Raw genomic sequence first — 22,555 nt, forward strand, 5'->3', positions numbered from 1 at the left:
GACTCCCAAATTAAATCAAATCAAGACCACGAGAAAGGTCGGCAATAATATCATGAATATCTTCCAAACCAACCGATACACGAATCAGACCTTCACGAATGCCTGCTGCTGCTTTCGCTGCATCTGACAATTTACCGTGTGTTGTGGTTGCTGGATGTGTAATGGTTGATTTTACATCACCCAAGTTACCAGTAATTGAAATGAATTGCGTGCTATCAATCACTTTCCACGCAGCCTCACGACCACCTTTCACTTCAAATGACACAATACCACCAAAACCTGATTGCTGTTTGGCAGCCAATTCATGTCCGACATGTTCAGGTAAACCCGCGTAGTAAACTTTTTCAACTTTGTCATGCTGATTGAGCCATTCCGCCAATTTTTGTGCACCTTCACAGTGTGCATTCATACGCAAACGTAAAGTTTCCAGACCTTTTAAGAACACCCAAGCGTTGAATGGGCTCATTGATGGGCCAAGTGTACGCACCACACCAAAAACTTCTTCAAGCAGTTGATGCTTACCCACAACCGCTCCACCTAAGGCACGTCCCTGACCATCGATATATTTGGTTGCTGAGTAAATCACAAGGTCAGCACCAAATTTAATTGGCTGTTGCAATGCTGGTGTACAGAAACTGTTATCGATGGCTAATAAAGCACCATGTGCGTGTGCCAAATCAGACAATGCCTGAATATCTGCAATTTCAGCCAACGGGTTTGATGGAGATTCAACAAAGAATAATTTAGTTTCTGGGCGAATGGCATCTTGCCATGCTTGCAAATTGGTCAAATCAACAAAATCGACAGCAACGCCAAATTTACCAATATATTTTTCAAACAAGCTGACCGTCGAACCAAAGACAGCACGCGAGCAAATGACATGATCACCTGCTTTTAAGTACGCCATCGCAATCGCCAAAATTGCACCCATACCTGAGCCTGTTGCGACTGCACGTTCTGCGCCATCTAAAGCTGCCAAACGTTTTTCAAACATGGCAACTGTGGGGTTGGTAAAACGTGAGTAGATATTACCTGGCTCTTTTCCTGAAAATTTTGCGGCAGCTTCAGCAGCGTTGGCATACACAAAAGATGAAGTCAGGAAAATCGGTTCACCATGCTCTCCTTCAAAACTGCGAGTGTGTCCGGTACGAATGGCTAAAGTATCAAGTTGGTATTGGGTATCGTCGTGCTGGCTCATGAGCTCTACTCTTATATAACGCTATGCATTGAATCAAAACTGCCAACATTTTGAGCGCCTTATAGCCAATCGGTCAAGGTAAAATATTTCATGTTAGGACGATCTGTATGCATTTTTTGAGCTATTACAAAATCTGTATGTGTAACGATCCGATCATCCCGCTTATCATTTGAATAGAATTCCAACACTTGTTCAAAAGTATAGCGTTTGTTTACATTGCCGATCTGATCAAAATTCGTTATACCAATACAGACCAATCTCTATTTTAAAGTCAGCCAATGTTGGCATAGTGATTGCTTTTAAAGCTCCCATTCATATCTTCAAGGATTTATCATGACCATCTCCTCTGTTGCATTTCTTGGTTTAGGTGCTATGGGCTACCGTATGGCGGCACATTTACCTAAACACTTTGAGCAGGTTTTCGTTTGGAATCGTACAGAAGAAAAAGCCAAACAACATGCCCAAGAATATGCAACACAAGCGGTTTCTTTAGAACAGGCTGTACAAGCTGATATTATTTTCTCCTGCTTACCAACGAGCCAAGATGTTGAAAACCTGATTGCAACTGTAACAATCAAATCAGGGGCAATCTGGGTCGACTGCACAAGCGGTGTTCCCGCTAGCGCACAAAAGCTTGCTGAACTTTTAAAAGCACAAGGTGTAGATTATTTAGATGCACCTGTCAGTGGACAAACCATTGGTGCTGAAAATGCAACATTAACCGTAATGGTCGGTGGCGATTCAGCAGCTTTTGAACGTGCCTTACCTGCCATGCAAGCTGTAGGAAAATTGATTAAGCATGTTGGAGAATCAGGTGCTGGCTTTGCGGTTAAGGCCGTCAACAATATGTTAATGGCGGTACATCTATGCGCTGCTTGTGAAGGTGCAACAACACTCAAAGCCCACGGTGTCAATCTTGCAGAAGCTTTTGAATGTATTAATGCCTCAAGTGGTCAAAGTACAGTCACTAGTAGCATTTTACCAAATCGAATTTTCAACCGCAGTTTCCCACTGACTTTTGCTTTGCCTTTACTGGCAAAAGATACAGGAATCGCGGCGGATCTAGTCCGTGAAGCAAAACTTGCTGCACCTGTAATTGGTCTTTCTCAAAATCTAATCCAAGCAGCGAATGCACTGGTCGATGCCGACAGTGACTTCTCGACCGTAGCAAAAATGTATGAATCTTGGAGTCAGATTACAATTGAGTAATCTTTAGACATTGCAATTTAGCGCAACTGAATCCATATTGAATAACGTGTCTTCACACACATCGTTACAAATAAAGGAATAGCTCATGAAGAAGTTCTCAGTTGCGCTCATTGCAGGTCTGACAGGATTGATCAGTATCAATGCGCTTGCTGCCTCTGAGCAAGAGTGTCAAAAGCTAAAAGATGACTATAATTTAATTTATGCATCTAAAGGCTACTGCTTTAGCGATCCTGAAGCCAAAGCACAATATGGTAATGACAACTGTCATACCACCAAGCCAAAATTTTCTGAAAAAGAGCAACAAAAACTTGACCAAATCAAAGCTCGTCAGAAAGAATTAGACTGCAAATAATTCAGTATCTTAAGGAAATTCATCATGGCCTATAATGACCAAAATATTTTTGCAAAAATTTTACGCGGCGAAATCCCAGCAATTAAAGTCTATGAAGATGAACGCGTACTTGCATTTATGGACATTATGCCTCAAGCCGATGGTCATACTTTAGTCATTCCAAAAGCACAAGCAGTGACTTTACTGGACTTAGCTGCTGAAGATGCAGCTTACACCATTCAAATTGTGCAGAAAGTTGCCCATGCTATTGAAAAGGCACTTGATGCTCAAGGGATTATCCTGATGCAACTTTCAGGTGAAGCTGCGGGTCAAACCGTACCACATGTCCATTTTCATCTTATTCCAAGTTCGGTACATAAACTGGGTCGCCATGCAGCCGAAATGGGGGATCAAGAGAAAATCAAAGGCTTTGCTGAAAAAATTAAAGCCTCACTGGTATAAAGAAAAGGAGCAATTGCTCCTTTTTATTTTGACCAGTTTCTCTATAAAAACCATTAAACCAAATTAAAACAAACACTTATTTCTAAAAATTAAATAAATAAAGCAACTTGGAATAAAAATTGCTTAATCAGACAGCACTTTTATGGATAAATCTCATGCTTAAATATTTAAAAAAGAGCTTATTTGCTCAAGTCATTCTTGCACTAATTTTAGGCATTGTTGTTGGACTCACCTGTCATGATTTTGCCCTCTCACTCAAACCACTTGGTGATGGCTTCATTTCACTGATTAAAATGCTGATTGCACCCATTGTCTTTTGTGTGGTTGTTCTTGGAATTTTTGGTGCAGAAGATATAAAAAAAATGGGACGCGTCGGTGCAAAAACGATTATCTATTTTGAAATAGTAACGACCATAGCTTTGCTGCTCGGTATTGTCATCGCTTATGTCTTTAAACCTGGTGTCGGTATGAATATCGACCTGAAACAACTCGATGGTAAAGATATTGCCATTTATACTGAGCGTGCTCACCAGCTTAATTCTGTGTCAGATTTCTTTTTACACCTCATTCCTAAAACAGTATTCGATGCATTTACCCAAGGTGATATTTTACAAATACTTATTATTGCGATCTTATTCGGCATTAGTATGCTCATGGTGCCAAAACACATTTCTGGACATGTAAAAGGCACAATTGAGGCATTCTCTGAAATCCTGTTCAAAATGATGGGCTTAATTATTAAACTTGCGCCGATTGGTGTTCTAGGATCAATTGCCTATACCACTGCAAAATTTGGTGCCAGCTCATTAATGCAATTAGGTGCATTGGTCATGCTATTTTATGCAACCTGCTTCGTGTTTGTCGTTATTGTGCTTGGAGGAATTTTAAAGTTAACAGGTTTGAATATCTTTAAATTTATCGCTTACTTTAAAGAAGAACTCAGTATCGTTTTGGGTACCGCTTCTTCAGATGCCGTTCTTCCACAAATTATGCAAAAACTCACTGCATTAGGCATTAAAAACTCAACTGTGGGTTTAGTCATTCCTACAGGTTACTCGTTCAATCTAGATGGTTTTTCAATTTACCTGACTTTAGGTGTGATCTTTATTGCCCAAGCTTGCAATATTGACCTCAGTATGCAGCATCTGTTGGCAATTCTGTTTGTGTCTTTACTGACCTCAAAAGGTGCACATGGTATTCCAGGTTCTGCATTGGTTATTTTAGCAGCAACCTTGTCTGTCATTCCAAGCTTGCCTGCAATTGGTTTAGTTCTGCTCTTGTCCGTTGACTGGTTTATTGGGATTGCACGTGCATGTACCAATTTGTTAGGAAATTGTGTTGCAACCGTGGTGATTGCCGCATGGGAAAAAGATCTTGATCGCGAACAAGCGCAACGTATTTTAAAATAATTAAAATTGTAATATTGGCCCAATAAAAAAGGATTCCGAAGAATCCTTTTTTATTTTTAGCTTAGGCTTAAGCAATCAATCCTTCATCACGCATTGCAATTTGTACAGATTGGCGTTCAGCCACTTTATTACGTAGCGCAATAATGTGTTTATATGGACTGAGTTCATGACCGATCGGCGCAGACCAATTCGTCATTGCAAACAAATACGCATCGGCTGGGCCAAAGTTATCACCAACCAAATATTCAGTATCTGAATTCGCAATCGTCTGATCAATATAAGCCAACATCCGATCTATATCTTTATAGGCATGTACTTTATCTTCTTCATCGAGTTTCTTACAGAAGAAAACGGCATAAGCATCATGTAATTCAGCATTTAAATAACCAAGCCATTCCAAAACTTTGGCACGTCCTAGACCTGATGGTGGGATCAAATCCTGATGTGGATCATGCTGCGCCAAGAAAGGAAGAATCGCAACATTTTCAGTCAAAATTAACCCTGGGTTAATTTCGAGTGCAGGCACGTAGCCTTTAGGGTTAATTTGATAATAATCACTCCCTTTCTCTGTGGTATGGGTTTTTAAGTTGACTTTCTCTAAGTCAAAATCAACATTAATTTCATTTAATATAATATGGGCTGCAAGTGAGCTTGCACCTGGTGAATAGTACAGCTTCATAATTTGTCTATAGTCCTTTTTATCTGTTCTTACTGTTACTCATTTGTTTTAAAACGCCTAGAACGAACTTGCAAGTCTAGAGCCATGAAAATTGCAAAAAAGTACATTGCTTGCAAAAAATGCTACAACTTTTTGATAGTGACCCAAGCATACTGATTAACTGCTTTCTCGATTTTTTATTTGACTTGCTTAAATCGCGATTTAAAATATCGCTTTTTTAGCAAACCGAATTCCAAGCTTATGAGCAACGATCAACTTGAACCACAAATTGTTGAGTTAGACAATTTGCACGAGCACCGTGAAATTGTGACATTTATGCGCCGTTCATCTCCGCTAAATACTTCACAACGTACCGCGCTGGAACAACATCGTGACTTTATTTTGGAATATCCAGTCGGTGATTTACGCCAGCACTTTGCTCACCCTGAACGCCCGCTAACTGTTGAAATCGGTTTTGGTATGGGACGCTCTTTGGTGCTGATGGCGCAAGCTAACCCTGACCGTAACTATGTGGGTATTGAAGTTCATATTCCTGGTATTGCACAGTGTGTCTATGAAGCAGGCAACGCAGGTCTAGATAACTTAAAAGTCTTAGATGCCGATGCAATTCAAGTTTTACGTGAAATGCCAGATGCCAGCATTAACTGCGTACAACTGTATTTTCCAGATCCATGGCAGAAAAAACGTCACTTCAAACGCCGTTTTGTGGTTGATGAACGTATGGCTTTGGTTGAACAAAAACTTGAGCTTGGTGGTACATTCCATGCGGCAACTGACTGGGAACCGTATGCAGAATGGATGCTAGATGTTTTGGACAATCGTGAAAATTTAGAAAACCTTGCTGGTAAAGGAAATAGTTACCCTCGTCCAGAGTGGCGCCCACTGACAAAATTCGAACGTCGTGGTTTAGAGTGTGGCCACAAAATTAATGACTTTATTTTCAAGAAAATCAATTAATAAATGATTCCATGTTCAACATAGTGCCTTCTTGGCATTATGTTGATTGAACTAAATTACAAAAACGCTCCATCAAAATCTCAATTAAACACATTCGCCAATGTTCAGTGGAAATGATGCCACTTGACATTCCGCCATGGGCAAATGCTTCACAATATAAGATCGCATTATCACTAATCTGATGCAAAGTCAGTCGATAAAAAACTGCTTCCAAATGCTTTTTAAATTCAGCTTGTGTTTTTGCCAAAGGATGCTTTAGAAACTCTTGCTTCATTGCCTCCCACAAATAGGGACTTCCTCGACTTCCCCATGTCACTGTTTCAGGAAAATTTTCTGTTGAAAATAAACGTTCAATATATTTGCGGTGTTTACGGCGCTGTAAAAACTTAAACATATTCTTTGCTCGATCTAATTTTAGAAATATCCCTATTTCCTGATACTGCTGAATAGAATAAAAAATTTGCTGTAAATTCTATTACTGCCTTTTATTTATAAAAATTCTTGCATCAGCAGAGCTTCACTGAATCATGTCTGAAACATGATCTTTGCTAAACTTCTCCATTCCATGTTTAATTTACATTTATAAGTTCAAAGCAACGCTCCAAGTTGCCAGCTCAAATATTGACATGAAAAACTCAATTCGAATATCGGTACTTTATGATCAAGATGTATGCCGATGCTGTATCGCATGGCTCATTTGCTGATAAATTTCCGCCAAATCACTGCGTTGCTGTTTTTGTAATAATTCTTGATGCATTTGTAAAATTTTTTGATCTTGACGCACTGCTGGCCCAGTTTGTACATCTTTGGGATTAAATTGTGTCGCATTGTCTGCTGTTTCCAAAATCAGTGGATATAGCAAACCAAAATCAACCGATGCACCATCCACCACCTGTTTCGCCATGTCATAACAATAATTGGTGAAATTACAGGCAAATACCGCAGCCAAATGTAAACTCAAACGCTGAGCAGACGAATAAACATATACTCGCTGGCTTAATTGTTGAGCCAAATTTTGTAGGCTACATAAGTCCTGAGATTGATGCGTTTCGATTAGCAATGGAACTTGTGACCAATCCACTGATTTTTCAAAACTAAATGTTTGTAATGGATACAATACACCGCAACGCTCATGAAATTTCTGTAAGACATTGAGATCTGTACTGCCAGAAGTATGTACAAGCAAGACATCAGCAAGCTGCTCAGGTAGTTGCTCTGCCACTTGTGCAATCGCCTGATCTTTGACCGCAATAATCAGCAGATCAATTTCAGCATCAATCTGCAATAAATCATTGACAGCATGTGCTGCAACTTGAGTCGCAAGCTGCTGGGCATGGCTTAAATTCGGGCTATAAATGTGCTGGATCTGATGCCCTAACTTATGCAAAGCAGTTACCAATTGTGTTGCAACCCGACCAGAACCGATAAAACTTATTTTCATACGTATTCTCAAAATAATACGGTGTAGACTTCTTTCATCATTCATCTCTATTGCTTTTATTTTTAAAGAAAAAAATAAGATTATGAATGAAATCAATTTTTTCACAATAAAAAAGCGCCATTTACGGCGCTTCTTACATCGGCAACAGATTAAGCTTCTGGTGCTGGGCTATATTGTTCAACTAAAGGTTGCAATTCGCCTTTTTGGAACATATCTAGCATGATGTCGCTACCACCGATTAATTCACCATTAATCCAAAGTTGTGGGAACGTTGGCCAGTTGGCAATTTTTGGTAAAGTCGCGCGAATATCCTGATTTTCCAAGATATTAACATAAGCAAATGGACGACCAATTTGACTGAGAGCTTCTACTGCACGTGCAGAAAAACCACATTGTGGAAATTGTGGTGTGCCTTTCATGTATAGAAGTACAGCATGTTTAGCAATTTGATCACGAATTAACGCTTCTGTATCGCGTGCTTGTTCAGTCATAGATAAATCCTCAACTATTCTAGGCGGTATTATACCTAAAACTTCGGAATAAGGTGGTTATGTCGAGAATTTTTCTGTTTTTCTCTTATTATGACTTTTCAACCGTTGCAGATTTTGCTTATATAAACCCTCTTTTTATCCTAAGAACCAATACGAGATTATCATGAGTAATATTACCCTTGCTCCGGTACAAACTGATCAACCTTCTCATCTCATGGCAACTTATGGTCGCCAACCGATCAGTTTCGTCCGAGGACAAGGTTCGTATTTATATACTGAAGATGGTACAGCTTACCTCGATGCACTGACTGGCATTGCTGTTTGCGGTTTAGGTCATGCACACCCAGTGATTGCACAAGCCATTGCAGAACAAGCCCAAACACTGATTCACACCAGCAATCTGTTTGAAATTCCTTGGCAAACGGCTGCTGCTCAGAAGTTGGCAGAAGTTTCAGGTATGGAAGAAATTTTCTTCTCAAACAGTGGTGCTGAGTCTAACGAAGGCGCAATCAAAATTGCCCGTAAATATGGACATCAGCAAGGCGTTAAAATGCCTAAAATCATTGTTGCTGAACACTCTTTCCACGGTCGTACACTGGCGACACTGTCTGCAACAGGCAATGCTAAGGTTCAAGATGGTTTTGCACCACTCGTTGAAGGTTTCTTACGTGTGCCTTTTGGCGATATCGAAGCCATCGAAGAGCTCGCACTGATTCATCCAGACATTGTGGCGGTACTGGTTGAGCCAATCCAAGGTGAAGGTGGTGTAAATACTGCACCTCAAGGCTTTAGTTACCTCGAAGAAATCCGTCAGCTTTGTAACCAGCATCAATGGTTAATGATGCTAGATGAAGTTCAAACGGGTAACGGCCGTACTGGTAAATTCTTTGCTTATCAACACACCAATATTATTCCTGATGTATTAACGACTGCGAAAGGTTTGGGTAATGGCTTCCCAATTGGCGCAGTAATGACTCAAGGTCGTGCAGTTGGTGTATTGCAAGCAGGTAACCACGGTTCAACTTATGGCGGTACAGCACTTGGTTCACGTGTTGTTTATACTGTGATCGATTTACTTCAAAAAGAAAATATCGTTGAAAATGCTGGAAAAATTGGTCAGTACATCGTTGATCAAATTCGTAGTCAATTAAGTGAGTTTAACGTCACCGTTCGTGGTTTCGGCATGATGATCGGGATCGAACTGCCTAATGCATGTGGTGAATTGGTGAATATTGCCCGCGAGCAAAAACAACTGATCATCAATGTCACAGCGGGTAATGTGGTTCGTTTATTACCTGCGCTTAACATGACCCAAGAACAAGCAGATGATTTAATTCAACGCCTTGTTCCATTACTTCAAGATTTTCTGAAAAACTAAGTTTTTTCAGGCATAAAAAAGCGATCTTTTGAGATCGCTTTTTTATTTTAGAATTCCACAAGGCTGTTTAAGATGCTTCCTTAAATAAACGTCCACCTGGAATCTGACTAAAATAGGTTTTCAATGCATCAATACAACGTTGTGTTTTGACTGAACGTTGCTCAATTGGCGCAGCAACCGCATACAAAGTATAGCTTGGCAATTTCCAGTCAGGCAGAACTTCAATCAGTTCACCACTGATCAATTCTTTTTGTACGTCCAAATACAAAACACGCGCCAATCCCAAGCCATTTTGACATAAAGCTTTGACCACAAAAATATTGTTGGTACTAATGCGGGATTTCATTTCCAATTCAACACACTGATCTGACAAATGATGATAAAAGGAAAAATGCTGCCAGTTTTGCATGGTATGTACAGGCAAAATACTATGTTGCTTTAAGTCTTCAGGCACATGAATTGATGCTGTTTGATTTAAATACTCTGCTGAAGCCACCAACACCTGTTCAACACGAGCTAATGGAATGGTATCCAGCGTTGTATCTTCTATCTTTGGTGCCATACGCAATGCAACATCAATATCGTTTTTTTGCAAATCGATAAATTGCGTATCCGCTTCAAATTTTACACTTAGGCCGCTATGTGCAAACAACCACTGAGAGAGCGCAGGAATAATATGATTCGCAGCGAGCTCTGGCGTGGTTGCTATGCGTAATTCGCCAATAAGATCATCGCGCAACTCATTCATACGAATTTTGCCACGTTCGGCAGCTGCGAGCATTTCTTTACAACTCTGATAAAAAACTTGTCCTTCCTCGGTCAAGCTAATTCTTCGAGTTGATCGATATAGCAGGGTCGCATCCATCTCCTGCTCTAAAGAGCGAATTTGCTGACTGACAGCACTCGTAGTAATTCCCAACTCACGGGCAGCACCACTAAAAGAGTTCTGTTTGACAACACAAGCAAAGACTCCCATTGCTCGAAGTTGATCTAACATTACCATCCCTCGGTATAAAAAAGCGTGATCCAATCATAATACGCCTGAATACCTAAAGAGAATTCAACTTTTGATTAAGCCTTAAGAACTTTTTGCAATAAGTTGCATCGGATCGATCGGTTTTCCATCTGAACGAATTTGAAATTCTAACATTACGCGATCTGCTCCTGTTGATCCCATTTCAGCAATCTTCTGTCCTGCTGAAACTGCCTGACCACTTTTAACCAGCATTTTACTATTGTGCGCATAAGCACTGATATAGCCATTGCTATGACGAATCAGGATCAGATTACCGAACTCTTTTAAGCCATTATCTGCATAAACAACTTGTCCTGCGGCAGTTGCAACGATTGGGTCACCTTGTTGGCCGCCAAAACGTACACCTTTAACATTACTCGCTGGATTATAATTTTGAATAATTGGACCATTCGATGGGCGCATCCAATGCAATCCGTTACTCACCGGAACAGTCACGGTTTGAGCTCGAGCTGCTACAGGAGGCGTTACACTCGTTTTCACCGAAGGTGGAGGAAGTTCACGGCGTTGAATACTTGGCGCAGGTTGTTGTGGTCCTCGAGTGTTACTCGCAACTACAGGTGCTGCCGAGTTTGTACTCGCTGTGCCTTTGAGTTTAAGTGACTGATGGACATAAATGACATAAGGAGGTGCAATACCATTTAAACGCGCAACAGCCAAATAATCCAATCCGTAACGCGCTGAGATCCCACTTAAAGTATCTCCAGAACGTACCGTATAGTAATTTGGTGCATGTACATAACGTGTCGCCTGAACTTGTGGCCTAGAGGCACACCCTGTAAATGCGACCATTGTGAGTGCTGCGACAGATAAAAATAATGGCTTCAACCATGTTGTCTGTTCTTGTTTTTTAACAAGATGTTGTTGCACTGCCTGCATCAACTTTCCTCTCTATATCAAATAAAACATCCTACTGATCGGCTAAGATTAACAAAATTTTGTTACGACACACTGAATTCACCCGATTTGTCACAAAGTCGCAACACAGCCGCACAAAGAAAACTCTTCACTTTAGGTAAGTTGTTCGTGTAAGTGCTGCAAAATCTGATAATTCGTGGCATCCATTTGAATTGGAGTAATACTCACATAACCATGATTGACCGCATAAAAATCAGATTGTAAGTGGTGTGTTGTCTTGGCTGGTTCGACCACAGCCTCACCCGATAAACCAATCCAGTAAACTTGGCGTCCGCGCGGATCGACATGACTACTAATCGGTTTAGACTGCATACGTCTTCCCTGATAAGTCACTAACGCTCCTTTTAGTTCAGTTACATCGGGGATATTAATGTTTAAAATATGACGTTCTGGTAATTGTGGCAGTCCTTGTGCAATAAAGTCATGCACCCACTGGGCCGCTACCCGATAATCGTCTACCGACTGATAATTGCGAACTTGCGTACCTGACAATGAAACTGCAATTGCTGGATGCGTAGTTAAACGTCCTTCAAAAGCAGCACCGACTGTTCCTGAATACAAAACATCATCACCCAAATTCGCACCGCTATTAATTCCACTGACCACCAAATCAAATTCAAAATCGAATAAGCCATTGACTGACAAGTAAACACAGTCCGCAGGTGTTCCATTGACTGCCCATACATCTGGCATAATTTCTATTGGGCGTAATGGTCGATCTAAAGTTAAAGCACTTGAAAATCCACTCCGTTCAGATTCTGGTGCAACCACAACAACTCGACCTAAAGGTTTCAAAGCCTTTGCTAAGGCCTGTATTCCTGGTGCAAACACACCATCATCATTTGCAATTAAAATATTCACAAAAAACTCTTTAAAAAAAACTACTTGCCGATTTTGACCTAGAAGTATATATATTGGCGCAATCGAATCCACTAAAATTTGTGTGCAATATGATCTCTTTCACAAAACGCTTTGTCTGTGCAACTTTTGCATTAGGCATCTCTCTCGCTGCATCAGCAAATTCTGATTTAACTGCTGAAGAACAAGACAGCATCACGAAAGAAGATATAGCCTCATTAGAAGTGCTCTCCGAACTATGCAATCAGGTCGTGGGTAAAAACCCTCAATTACAACAAAATATACAACGCCTGATTAATCAAAACCAACACACACTCTCACAGCCAAAACTGGTTCAGGGATTGGCACAAGACCAAGAATACCAGTCCTTAGTCGCAGAAAATAAGAGTAATAGCAAAGAAATGAGTCAAACAGAATTAAAAGCGGCTTGTGAGGACGTTCTGAATTCCCCATAAACTCAACAAAAAAAATCAAATACAGGACATCTAAATCCATGTTTTTATTTTAAAAAAAATTAATAAAAATACAGCTTTAATACAGTTTATATGCTGCTATTTTTATTAAAAACAGGTAATCTTCGCTGATTATTTTAGTACTGATATTTTACTCATGATCAAGTCAATTGCACATAAATTAATGATTGGTTTACTCTGTGGCGCAAGCTTCGGAATCTCACTCGCTTATGCGGAAACGCCAACTGCTGATGCAGAAAATATTGAAGTGACTCCCGATCATAATGAAACCACACCTGAAGAATTAGCTGCTATTTACGTATTATCCCAATTATGTACAGGTTATGGTTACGATAAAGAACCAGGCTATAAAGAAGGTTATGCTTCTCTCGTAAAAGAAAACATGCCAGATGAAAAAGATCCTGTTCAAGCCCTAGAGCAACGTGCAAAACAAAAAGACTTCCAGAAATATATTATTGAAGCGCAAAGCGATGCCAAAAAGGCAGGCGACCAACAAAATAAAGATATTTGTGGTGAAATTTCGACATTAAATAAAGATTCTTAATTTCGTTACAATACTCATCGAAATAAGCCAAGTTGGTCTATAGAAGTCCCCTTGGCTTTATCCTACAATGCTAGACTTTGTTTGCCGCTACAATCACTGGAATATACAGAATGAGCCGAAAAAGTGCCTTTGCTGCCTTATTACTTTTACCATCTTTCTCATACGCAGCAACTGTCTTATCTTCGCCACCTGATTTGAATAATAAATCGTATGTCCTGATGGACTACGAAACAGGTCAAATTCTTGCTGCCAAAAATGAAAATGAGAAATTAGCACCAGCATCAATGACCAAAATGATGACCAGTTACATCATTGAGCAAAAGCTTCTCAAAGGACAGCTCACCGAAGGTGAAAAGGTTCGTATGAATGAGTCTGCATGGTGTCATGGTAGTAGCTCTGAATCATGTATGTATGTTCCACTAAATGGCACTGCGACTGTTCTTCAAATGTTGCGCGGTATTATCATCCAGTCGGGTAATGATGCATCTAAAGCAATGGCAGAACATATTGCAGGAAATGAAGGCACTTTTGCCTACATGATGAACCAAGAAGCAAAAAGCATGGGTATGACCAATACTCACTTTATGAATGCGACTGGTCTTCCAGCAGATGGGCATTATTCAACTGCAAAAGACATGGCAATTTTGGCACAACATATTATTCATGACAGCGCCAAATATTACCCAATTTATTCAGAAAAAGAATTCACTTTTAACGGCATCAAACAAGGTAACCGCAACCCACTTTTATATACAGATCCAAGTGTAGACGGTTTAAAAACTGGCCATACTAATGAAGCAGGCTACTGTTTAACAACATCAAGTAAGCGTGGCCCTATGCGTTTGATCAGTGTGATCTTTGGTACCCCAAGTGTCAACGATCGTGCTTCACAAACACGCGAGTTGCTAGCTTGGGGCTTTGCAAACTATGAAACAGTGAAAGTACAACCTGCTAATCAAACCCTGAAAAATGTTCGTGTGTGGTTCGGTAAAGAAAATGAAGTCCCTGCGGGCTTAGCAGAAAGCTTTAATGTAACAATGCCAAAAGGTCAGGCAAGTGACATCAAAACCAGCTTACAAATTTCTAATGAAGTCAATGCCCCTCTGAAACAAGGTCAAGTGATTGGTAAACTGGTTGCGACTCTAGACGGTAAAGTGATTGCTGAAAAACCCGTTGTTGCACTTAAAGAAGTTGATGAAGCAGGCTTTTTCTCTCGTTTAATCGATCATATCAAACAATTTTTTAGCAAATTATTTTAATTAAATCTTTTGCTTCAACAAAAGCATCTATGACATCGTTATAGATGCTTTTTTTATTTTATACTCGACTATTCTCAGAGCATAAACTTTATCTATGAACAATATTCGTCCTTATTTAGAACACCATCCTCAAATTGATGACAGTTGCTTTATAGATCCGATGTCTGTTGTAATTGGAGATGTAGAACTTGCAGAAAATGTTTCCGTTTGGCCATTTGCCGTGATTCGTGGCGATGTGAACCATATTAGAATTGGCAAAAACAGTAATGTTCAAGATCATTGTATGCTACACGTGAGTCATAAAAATTCGACCAAACCGAATGGTTCACCTCTTGTAATTGGCGAAGATGTCACGATTGGGCATCATGTTACTTTACATGGCTGCACCATTGGCAACCGTGTGCTTGTCGGAATTAATACCGTTATTTTAGATGATGTCATCATTGAAGATGATGTAATGATCGGTGCAGGAAGTTTGATTCCCCCGCGTAAGCGTTTAGAAAGTGGTTATTTATATGTTGGCAGCCCTGTACAAAAGGTTCGTCCCTTAACCGACAAAGAGAAAGAGTTTTTACCTTATTCAGCAAGACATTATGTCAAGGTTGCTGCGAATTATAAGTAATACAAAGAATTTTACTCAAAATAGCTATCGGATGAAGGCATCACATAAGATGATCACCTTTCATTCATAGCCATTTCAACTTACTCAAAATTTCATTCTGTGTGAGTCAGCTTCATGACACACGCTTTTATCTAATCTATCCATCAAATTTATTTTTCGTCCTAAATTATTTTATAATTCAATTCACTTATGCGGATGATCAATTCATTCCAAACATACAGATTGATTTACCACAATATATAATGTATAAAAAATAATCACATTGGAATTAACAACAACACAACAAGAAGCAGGTGATCAAAATGAAAATATTGAAACACACCATGACTACATTATGTCTATCTATCATCGGTCTAGGGTCATCAGCGACCGTATTGGCAAATAATAATTTCAGTGGATACTATGCTGGTCTTGAAAGCGCATACATTCAAGGTAAAGATAAAGCCACAATCACTTCAGGGGGAACACCTTTTGTCTCCCAAAACTTAAAACCTGATGGTATGGGTATTGGTATATTGGGCGGCTACAACTGGGCATTAGGTTCAAAAGCGATACTTGGTGTAGAAGCTGGATATAATTATTATCCTAAAGCAGATGACTATAAAGATTTACTGGATTGCTCCAACGCAGAATGCCAATTTAAAAGTGACGTTAGACAATCTGTTTCTGCTGTGGGGCGTCTCGGCTATTTAGTCACGAACAATACCTTAGTGTATGGATTGTTTGGCTACTCTGGCGCTCAAATTAAACGATCCTTAAATGTTATTCTTGAGGGAACAGATTCCGAAACCAATAAAAAATGGCAGGATGGTTGGGTTGCTGGTGCTGGGGTTGAATATTTGGCCTCTAAAAATGTTTCTGTCAAATTAGAATATCGTTATAGTGACCTTGGTCATTCATCATACAATCTTTCTGGCTTTGAAGGCATTAGAGAAAAATTTGATTATACCCAAGATCAAGTCCTCTTCGGGGTAAACTACAAATTCTGGTAATTCCTGATTCTCAACCATGACTAAAAATGCAAATCACACATCACATAATTTTATAAATTTCAGTTCACAATTCTCAGCACTTAGAAAAATCATCTAAGTGCTTTTTTTAATTTAATTCTTACTCATTCTATCTCACGAGACTTTAAGCTATTTGTTGCTCAGCATAGACAATCCAATATCGCGTATAGACCAAGAGAATCTCGCTCTGATCATAGCCATCCTGTGCTAAATTTTGTAGAATACAGCTTTTGAATCATGGTGCTTTTTTTATGACTGCTTGGACAGCGCATGTCACGGTTGCCACTGTTGTTGAAAAAAATGGAAAATTTCTGTTTGTTGAAGAACATTCGGAAGGATTTGACCACCCTGTATTTAACCAACCTGCAGGACATGTCGAAGCTGGTGAAACCTTAGTAGAAGCAGCTATTCGAGAAACACGTGAAGAAACTGGGCATGATGTTGAAATTGATCATCTGTTAGGCATTTATACTTATACCCCGCCTATGTTCCCAGATCGCACCTATTTCCGTTTCTGCTTTATAGCTCATGTTGTTGAAGAGCATGCCAACTCAAAGCTTGATACAGACATTATCCGTGCAACTTGGTTGACATTTGACGAGTTACAAAGCTCTGGACGTGCCCGTAGCCCACTGGTGGTTCAAGCAATTCAAGACAGTCTCACTGGTCAAAAGTATCCTTTATCCATGATTCATGAACACCTTTTCTCTCCCAATCTAACTTCAAATTTGGATGCCTAGTTTTATGCAACAACGTGTCATCGTCGGTATGTCTGGTGGTGTAGATTCTTCTGTTTCTGCTGCTTTACTTCTTCAACAAGGTTATCAAGTCGAAGGCCTTTTCATGAAGAACTGGGAAGAAGATGACGGCACAGAATACTGTACTGCGCTTGAAGACCTTGCCGATGCCCAAGCTGTTGCCGACAAACTGGGAATTAAGCTCCATACTGCAAACTTTGCGATGGAATACTGGGATCGTGTATTCGAACATTTCCTTGCCGAATACGCAGCTGGCCGCACCCCAAACCCCGATATTCTCTGCAACAAAGAAATTAAATTCCGCGCATTTCTAGATCATGCTTTGACTTTAGGTGCAGATTTTATTGCAACAGGTCACTACACGCGTCGTGGTGAAACACAGTACAACAGCCAAGGCGAAGCTTATGCATCACTGCTTCGCGGTGTCGATCAAAATAAAGACCAAAGCTACTTCCTACATGCTGTGCATGGCCGAGACATCAATAAAACTTTATTTCCTGTAGGTGAAATTGAAAAACCACAAGTCCGTAAAATTGCTGCGGAACTAGATTTAGCGACTGCGAAGAAAAAAGACTCAACAGGGATCTGTTTTATTGGAGAACGTCGTTTTAATGACTTCCTTAAACAGTACTTACCTGCTCAACCAGGAAAAATTGTACTGGAAAATGGTCAAGAAGTTGGTGAACATCACGGCTTAATGTACTATACACTAGGTCAACGCGGTGGCATTGGTTTGGGTGGTATGAAAGATGCCCATGAAGGTGCATGGTTTGTTCTACACAAAGATGTTGAAGGTAACCGTCTCGTTGTTGGTCAAGGTCATGAACACCCACTCATGCAAAGTAAAGTTTTGTGGAGTGAAAAAATTGACTGGGTTGCAGGTGAACAAGAGATTCCTGCAACTGGCTTACGCTGTACAGCAAAAACTCGTTATCGCCAGCCTGATCAGGCATGTACCATTTTTTATGATGCAAACAATCAGGAAGCGGTTCGTGTTGAGTTTGATGAGCCACAGCGTGCCGTAACACCAGGGCAAAGTGTTGTATTTTATATCAATGATAACTGTTTAGGTGGTGGCGTGATTCATCATACCAATGCCCCTAAACCTGCTTTTCTTTAGGAACTTTTAGGCATGGTTGATCTTCCCTTTCAACAGCCTCAACATTTTACAGTTCGTCAAAATCGTGTTTTGGCGTTAGCTGGGGTTTTTCAAGCCGCCCAGCTAACCCATATGACCGCTATGATGGGGCTGAATCGTATTGGCGAAAGTGGTAATTTCTATTTTGAACAATTGATTAAAGCCAGTTTAAATATCAGACCAGCCGAAAGCAATTCTTCTGAAACCTTGGATTTTTTTAGTCAATTAACGGACTTATCTCTCGGTTTAAAAATTCTAGAACAAAGCATCACCCAGCCATTTACGCCAATGCCTAAAAGCAAGACTCCGAAACTCGCAACAGCAAAGCTTCCGATGACCTATGCGGTATCTTTGTTGCAGCTTGAAAAGAAAGTTTATCGTAATCCTGCTTTTGTCGAAAAAATTCAAAAATCACAACAACAAATTTTGAAACAGCTTTCCTTTTTTGATCAAAATTATTTACATCCCAGTATTTTAGCCAATCTTGCCCAGACCTATGTCGAAACTGCGGGACAAATCAATCCACGTATTTTAGTTCGTGGCAATGCTGAAGCTTTCAAAGATTCCCAACACACCAACCGAATCCGTGCTTCGTTATTCACAGGACTGCAAATGGCACACCTGTGGCGACAGCTTGGTGGTAGCTCATTGCAGCTAATATTCGGTAAACGCAAGCATTTGCAAGAGATCCAAGCACTTGCACAAATGCAATATGAGCTTGGTCAACTTTAACCCTGTTTTTTGTTTTAGGTGTTTTGCACCACATTGAAGGAAACTTTATGAATGCTTTAACTGCACTCTCACCGTTAGACGGACGTTACGCGAGCAAGTGTGATGCTTTGCGTCCTTACCTATCTGAGTTTGGCTTAATTCATGCGCGTGTAACTGTTGAAGTTCGTTGGTTGCAAGCACTTGCAAAACACCCTGAAATCATTGAAGTTGCAGATTTTAGTGCCGCAACTAATCAAGCTTTAGATGCGATTGTTGCTGATTTCTCTGAAGAAGATGCAAACCGCATTAAAGAAATCGAACGCACGACTAACCATGATGTAAAAGCGGTTGAATATTTCTTGAAAGAAAAAATCGCGCACATCGACGAACTTAAAAATGCGGGTGAATTCATTCACTTTGCTTGTACATCTGAAGACATCAACAACTTGTCTCATGCCTTAATGTTGAAAAATGGCCGTGATGTATTGGTGACTGCAATGCAGCAAATCATCGACTCAATTGTTGCTTTGGCTGAAACACACGCAGAACAACCAATGTTGTCTCGTACACATGGTCAAACTGCAAGCCCAACAACTTTGGGTAAAGAAATGGCAAATGTGGCTTACCGTTTGGCACGTCAAATCAAACAATTCAAACAAGTTGAATTGTTGGGTAAAATCAATGGTGCAGTCGGTAACTACAACGCTCACTTGTCAGCATACCCAGAAATTAACTGGCCTGCTCACTCAGAAGCATTTGTTGAATCTTTAGGTTTAACATTCAACCCGTACACCACGCAAATCGAACCACATGACTACATGGCTGAATTGTTCGATGCACTTCGTCGCTTCAACACTATTTTGATCGACTTCAACCGTGACGTATGGGGTTACATCTCACTTGGCTTCTTCAAACAAAAATTGAAAGAAGGCGAAGTAGGTTCTTCAACCATGCCTCACAAAGTGAATCCAATTGACTTTGAAAACTCTGAAGGTAACTTGGGTATTGCCAATGCAGTATTGGCGCACTTAGGCGAAAAACTTCCAGTATCTCGCTGGCAGCGTGACCTGACTGACTCAACTGTTCTTCGTAACATGGGTGTTGGTTTTGCACAAAGCTTAATCGCATTTGAAGCTTGCTCTAAAGGTATTGGCAAACTTGAATTGAATGCTGCACGTATTCTTGAAGATCTTGACCATGCTCAAGAAGTTCTTGCTGAACCAATTCAAACTGTAATGCGTCGTTACAACATTGAAAAACCATACGAAAAACTAAAAGCATTAACTCGTGGTCAAGCAATGACACGTGAAATGATGGTTGACTTCGTGAATGGTACTGAACTTGCTCAAGTTCCAAGTGAAGAGCGTGCACGTCTAGCTGAATTAACACCTGCAACTTATACAGGTAATGCTGCTGACCAAGCAAAACAAATCAAAGCATTAATCAATAAACTTTAAGTTTAAAAATGATTGCTTAAAAAAGCGAAGCCTCGGCTTCGCTTTTTTCCCTTTAATAATCGATAAAAATTAAGAATATGCTCGAACAACAATATACCCTCAAACATCTGATTGTCTTTGTAATCCTGACTATCGTATTGATCTTAGCAAGCATTCAGCCCTTAGAATATACTGCTTATCTATTACATCAAGCAGGTACTATCATCATGCTGCTTGTTTTAGGTTATTGTTTTAAAAAATTTGCGCTGAACTTTCTGAGCTTTAGTTTCTATATCGGCTTCCTCATCATTCATATTCTGGGTGCGCATTATCTGTATTCTTATGTGCCTTACAACGACTGGATTAAAAGCCTATTCGGTTTTGACTTGAATGCATCCATGCACTGGTCACGCAATATGTATGATCGTCTGGTTCATTTCAGTTATGGTTTTTTACTATTTCCCTTTTTTCAACGCATCTTCCAAGTTTATTTTCCACAAGCCTCAAGAAAACAGCTCAACTTTTTAGTCATTCAATGGGTCATGGCATCAAGCATGCTATATGAACTGATCGAATGGTATATTGCTCTCACCTTATCTCCTGAAGCAGCAGAAAGCTACAATGGACAACAAGGTGATGTCTGGGATGCTCACAAGGATATGCTTCTTGCAAGCATTGGTTGTTTCGTCTTTGCTGTCATTGACCTAATTCAAAACAAATTAAGTCAACATAAACCATAGACCGAAGCCAACCATAATACTGATGATAATTGCAAGGCTGAACAAAACCTTGGCTTGTATCCCCTCGCTGACCCAAAACATGCGTAGAAAAATCATCTGGCGAATCGCCAGACTGTTTAAAATAATCGCGACGATATGGGCAATCACTACACCCAAAAAGATATTGGCAAATAAGTCATGGATTTGCCGAATACTATCTTCACCTGTATTTTCTGTGATGTAACCTAAAACAACAGTGATCGGCAATACCAAAATGATCAAAAAAATACTCAAATGCAATAAAGCTGAACTCCAATACTGAAGTGATTTCTGCGATCCTAACGCCTGCTGTCTTCCCAACTTAAGGAAGTTAAAACTCATTTGCTGACGCTTGATCCAACCAAAAGGTCGACTGACTTCAATTTTAGTTGCAAGAAACTGCCATAAAATTCGAAAACCCAATGAAATCGCGAGTAGATAGCCAAATAACATGTGAAGCTGATGTAAATCGAAGTTATCACCAGTAAAGTAAGCCCCTGTAAAACTCACCAAAATGATTAAATGAAGTAAGCGAATTACACTATCAATATAGCTGACCGATATTATTTTACCCATAGATGATTCCAAACCTTATACTCGCGCTATATTGCCCAGAGCAACTTAAGCCTTTATTAGAATTTTACCGATCCTATATGACCAATTGTTGCATTTATAGGATATTTAGTTGTATTTAACACAATTTATCATATTTTATAAAACGCTTAAAATATCTCTTAGACAACATGAAATGTCATGTGGAGATCAAATTATGCAAAGTTATTTACATCGTAGCGAAGAACGTGGACATGTCAAAGAAGGCTGGTTAGACACCTATCACAGCTTCTCTTTTGGTAGCTGGTACAACCCAAAGTATATGGGCATCAGTGTATTGCGCGTTATTAATGACGATACGATTGCTGCTCATAAAGGCTTTGGTACACATCCACACGATAACATGGAAATTTTGACCTGTGTGCTCAAAGGAACCATTAGTCATAAAGACACAATGGGAAATCAAACCCAGATTTCTGCGGGCGAATGGCAACTGATGAGTGCAGGCACAGGCATCCAGCACAGTGAAATCAATCAAGGTGATGAAGCTGTACATATGCTACAGATCTGGATTCATCCGAATATTCGTAATGCAGAACCCAATTATCAACAGATACAATGTGATCCGAAGCAACAGCCAAACCAGTGGCACTTAATTGTCGGAACACAAGATGCACCAATGACCATTCGACAAGATGCTGAAGTCAAATCAGCATATTTGACCCAAGGCCAGCATCTTGAAGTTGCAGCGACTCGACAGCTCAATTATGTTCATGTCATTTCAGGTCAAATCATGATTGGTGATCAGTTGGTGAATGCTGGAGATGCTCTGTTATTTGCTGAAGATGCACAAATTAAGGCATTACAAGATAGCCAAATGATCTGGTTTGATTTACCTGACCAAGCCTAAGACATAAAAAAGCCTCCAAT

At 40.0% G+C, this 22,555-nt stretch carries 26 protein-coding genes; 17 read left to right on the plus strand and 9 right to left on the minus strand.

All coding sequences use genetic code 11. The features are described from left to right. Nucleotides 1-10: 10 nt before the first annotated feature. Nucleotides 11-1,198 (minus strand): O-succinylhomoserine sulfhydrylase, encoded by a 1,188-nt coding sequence (locus tag C1A47_RS04035; protein ID WP_111892667.1) that lies wholly within the window; start codon nucleotides 1,196-1,198, stop codon nucleotides 11-13. Between the two features lie 333 nt (nucleotides 1,199-1,531). Between C1A47_RS04035 and C1A47_RS04040 the strand changes: the two genes are divergently transcribed. From C1A47_RS04040 to dctA, 4 genes are all read left to right on the plus strand, one after another. Further along, nucleotides 1,532-2,407, plus strand: a complete 876-nt coding sequence (locus C1A47_RS04040) for an NAD(P)-dependent oxidoreductase (RefSeq protein ID WP_111892669.1) — start codon at nucleotides 1,532-1,534, stop codon at nucleotides 2,405-2,407. 85 nt (nucleotides 2,408-2,492) lie between these two features. Beyond that, nucleotides 2,493-2,759: a YARHG domain-containing protein gene (locus C1A47_RS04045; RefSeq protein WP_111892671.1), complete on the plus strand. Its 267-nt coding sequence runs from the start codon at nucleotides 2,493-2,495 to the stop codon at nucleotides 2,757-2,759. 24 nt (nucleotides 2,760-2,783) lie between these two features. Then, on the plus strand, nucleotides 2,784-3,200 hold the full coding sequence (locus C1A47_RS04050) for an HIT family protein (protein WP_111892673.1): 417 nt from the start codon (nucleotides 2,784-2,786) through the stop codon (nucleotides 3,198-3,200). A gap of 155 nt (nucleotides 3,201-3,355) precedes the next feature. Continuing rightward, nucleotides 3,356-4,609, plus strand: coding sequence for a C4-dicarboxylate transporter DctA (gene dctA, locus C1A47_RS04055; RefSeq protein ID WP_111892675.1), 1,254 nt, complete (start codon nucleotides 3,356-3,358; stop codon nucleotides 4,607-4,609). A gap of 67 nt (nucleotides 4,610-4,676) precedes the next feature. Here dctA and C1A47_RS04060 read toward each other — a convergent pair whose 3' ends face one another. Then, nucleotides 4,677-5,288: a glutathione binding-like protein gene (locus tag C1A47_RS04060; RefSeq protein ID WP_111892677.1), complete on the minus strand. Its 612-nt coding sequence runs from the start codon at nucleotides 5,286-5,288 to the stop codon at nucleotides 4,677-4,679. Between the two features lie 240 nt (nucleotides 5,289-5,528). Between C1A47_RS04060 and trmB the strand changes: the two genes are divergently transcribed. After that, nucleotides 5,529-6,245 carry a tRNA (guanosine(46)-N7)-methyltransferase TrmB gene (gene trmB / locus C1A47_RS04065; protein WP_111892679.1) on the plus strand — a complete coding sequence of 239 codons (717 nt, stop codon included), beginning with the start codon at nucleotides 5,529-5,531 and terminating at the stop codon, nucleotides 6,243-6,245. A gap of 37 nt (nucleotides 6,246-6,282) precedes the next feature. Here the strand turns inward: trmB and C1A47_RS04070 are convergent, their stop codons facing one another. The 3 genes from C1A47_RS04070 to grxD form a co-directional block, all read right to left on the minus strand. Next, complete coding sequence (locus C1A47_RS04070; RefSeq protein WP_111892681.1) at nucleotides 6,283-6,639, minus strand: hypothetical protein; 357 nt, start codon at nucleotides 6,637-6,639, stop codon at nucleotides 6,283-6,285. Between the two features lie 267 nt (nucleotides 6,640-6,906). Further along, the gene (locus tag C1A47_RS04075; protein WP_111892683.1) at nucleotides 6,907-7,686 is read right to left on the minus strand and encodes a Rossmann-like and DUF2520 domain-containing protein; all 780 of its coding nucleotides are present in this window, start codon (nucleotides 7,684-7,686) and stop codon (nucleotides 6,907-6,909) included. Between the two features lie 149 nt (nucleotides 7,687-7,835). After that, nucleotides 7,836-8,177 carry a Grx4 family monothiol glutaredoxin gene (grxD, locus tag C1A47_RS04080; RefSeq protein WP_005176812.1) on the minus strand — a complete coding sequence of 114 codons (342 nt, stop codon included), beginning with the start codon at nucleotides 8,175-8,177 and terminating at the stop codon, nucleotides 7,836-7,838. Nucleotides 8,178-8,340: 163 nt separating this feature from the next. Here grxD and C1A47_RS04085 point away from each other — a divergent pair, with 163 nt between their 5' ends. Further along, complete coding sequence (locus C1A47_RS04085; RefSeq protein WP_111892685.1) at nucleotides 8,341-9,555, plus strand: aspartate aminotransferase family protein; 1,215 nt, start codon at nucleotides 8,341-8,343, stop codon at nucleotides 9,553-9,555. A 67-nt stretch (nucleotides 9,556-9,622) separates the two neighbouring features. On the opposite strand, the gene C1A47_RS04090 is transcribed toward C1A47_RS04085, so the two are convergent. The 3 genes from C1A47_RS04090 to surE all read right to left on the minus strand — a co-directional run bounded on the left by C1A47_RS04090 (nucleotide 9,623) and on the right by surE (nucleotide 12,367). Next, nucleotides 9,623-10,552 (minus strand): LysR family transcriptional regulator, encoded by a 930-nt coding sequence (locus C1A47_RS04090; protein ID WP_111892687.1) that lies wholly within the window; start codon nucleotides 10,550-10,552, stop codon nucleotides 9,623-9,625. Nucleotides 10,553-10,633: 81 nt separating this feature from the next. Continuing rightward, complete coding sequence (locus tag C1A47_RS04095) at nucleotides 10,634-11,467, minus strand: peptidoglycan DD-metalloendopeptidase family protein (RefSeq protein ID WP_111892689.1); 834 nt, start codon at nucleotides 11,465-11,467, stop codon at nucleotides 10,634-10,636. A 132-nt stretch (nucleotides 11,468-11,599) separates the two neighbouring features. After that, nucleotides 11,600-12,367 (minus strand): 5'/3'-nucleotidase SurE, encoded by a 768-nt coding sequence (gene surE, locus C1A47_RS04100; protein WP_111892691.1) that lies wholly within the window; start codon nucleotides 12,365-12,367, stop codon nucleotides 11,600-11,602. 89 nt (nucleotides 12,368-12,456) lie between these two features. Between surE and C1A47_RS04105 the strand changes: the two genes are divergently transcribed. The 10 genes from C1A47_RS04105 (at nucleotide 12,457) to C1A47_RS04150 (ending at nucleotide 21,055) form a co-directional block, all read left to right on the plus strand. After that, nucleotides 12,457-12,819 carry an MCR_0457 family protein gene (locus C1A47_RS04105; RefSeq protein WP_111892693.1) on the plus strand — a complete coding sequence of 121 codons (363 nt, stop codon included), beginning with the start codon at nucleotides 12,457-12,459 and terminating at the stop codon, nucleotides 12,817-12,819. A 154-nt stretch (nucleotides 12,820-12,973) separates the two neighbouring features. Beyond that, on the plus strand, nucleotides 12,974-13,381 hold the full coding sequence (locus tag C1A47_RS04110; RefSeq protein ID WP_111892695.1) for an MCR_0457 family protein: 408 nt from the start codon (nucleotides 12,974-12,976) through the stop codon (nucleotides 13,379-13,381). 110 nt (nucleotides 13,382-13,491) lie between these two features. Beyond that, nucleotides 13,492-14,640, plus strand: a complete 1,149-nt coding sequence (dacC, locus tag C1A47_RS04115) for a D-alanyl-D-alanine carboxypeptidase PBP5/6 (protein ID WP_111892697.1) — start codon at nucleotides 13,492-13,494, stop codon at nucleotides 14,638-14,640. Between the two features lie 94 nt (nucleotides 14,641-14,734). Next, nucleotides 14,735-15,262 carry a gamma carbonic anhydrase family protein gene (locus C1A47_RS04120; RefSeq protein WP_111892699.1) on the plus strand — a complete coding sequence of 176 codons (528 nt, stop codon included), beginning with the start codon at nucleotides 14,735-14,737 and terminating at the stop codon, nucleotides 15,260-15,262. 302 nt (nucleotides 15,263-15,564) lie between these two features. Continuing rightward, entirely contained in the window at nucleotides 15,565-16,254 is a 690-nt protein-coding gene (locus C1A47_RS04125) for an outer membrane protein (protein ID WP_111892701.1), read from the plus strand. Between the two features lie 269 nt (nucleotides 16,255-16,523). After that, nucleotides 16,524-17,012 (plus strand): NUDIX hydrolase, encoded by a 489-nt coding sequence (locus C1A47_RS04130; protein ID WP_111892703.1) that lies wholly within the window; start codon nucleotides 16,524-16,526, stop codon nucleotides 17,010-17,012. A 4-nt stretch (nucleotides 17,013-17,016) separates the two neighbouring features. Continuing rightward, nucleotides 17,017-18,150 carry a tRNA 2-thiouridine(34) synthase MnmA gene (gene mnmA, locus C1A47_RS04135; RefSeq protein ID WP_111892705.1) on the plus strand — a complete coding sequence of 378 codons (1,134 nt, stop codon included), beginning with the start codon at nucleotides 17,017-17,019 and terminating at the stop codon, nucleotides 18,148-18,150. A gap of 12 nt (nucleotides 18,151-18,162) precedes the next feature. Continuing rightward, nucleotides 18,163-18,900, plus strand: a complete 738-nt coding sequence (gene hflD / locus C1A47_RS04140) for a high frequency lysogenization protein HflD (RefSeq protein ID WP_111892707.1) — start codon at nucleotides 18,163-18,165, stop codon at nucleotides 18,898-18,900. 47 nt (nucleotides 18,901-18,947) lie between these two features. Next, on the plus strand, nucleotides 18,948-20,336 hold the full coding sequence (purB, locus tag C1A47_RS04145; RefSeq protein WP_111892709.1) for an adenylosuccinate lyase: 1,389 nt from the start codon (nucleotides 18,948-18,950) through the stop codon (nucleotides 20,334-20,336). Between the two features lie 77 nt (nucleotides 20,337-20,413). Next, entirely contained in the window at nucleotides 20,414-21,055 is a 642-nt protein-coding gene (locus C1A47_RS04150; protein WP_111892711.1) for a DUF2238 domain-containing protein, read from the plus strand. On the opposite strand, the gene C1A47_RS04155 is transcribed toward C1A47_RS04150, so the two are convergent. Then, a complete protein-coding gene (locus C1A47_RS04155; protein ID WP_111892713.1) occupies nucleotides 21,035-21,649 on the minus strand; it encodes a cytochrome b/b6 domain-containing protein in 615 nt (204 codons plus the stop codon). The two genes, C1A47_RS04150 and C1A47_RS04155, sit on opposite strands and share 21 nt — an antisense overlap. A gap of 193 nt (nucleotides 21,650-21,842) precedes the next feature. On the opposite strand from C1A47_RS04155, the gene C1A47_RS04160 reads away from it, so the two are divergent. Then, nucleotides 21,843-22,535, plus strand: coding sequence for a pirin family protein (locus tag C1A47_RS04160; protein ID WP_111892715.1), 693 nt, complete (start codon nucleotides 21,843-21,845; stop codon nucleotides 22,533-22,535). Nucleotides 22,536-22,555: the final 20 nt, after the last annotated feature.

The sequence above is a fragment of the Acinetobacter sp. MB5 genome (assembly GCF_003261585.1).
In the GTDB taxonomy this organism is placed as follows: domain Bacteria; phylum Pseudomonadota; class Gammaproteobacteria; order Pseudomonadales; family Moraxellaceae; genus Acinetobacter.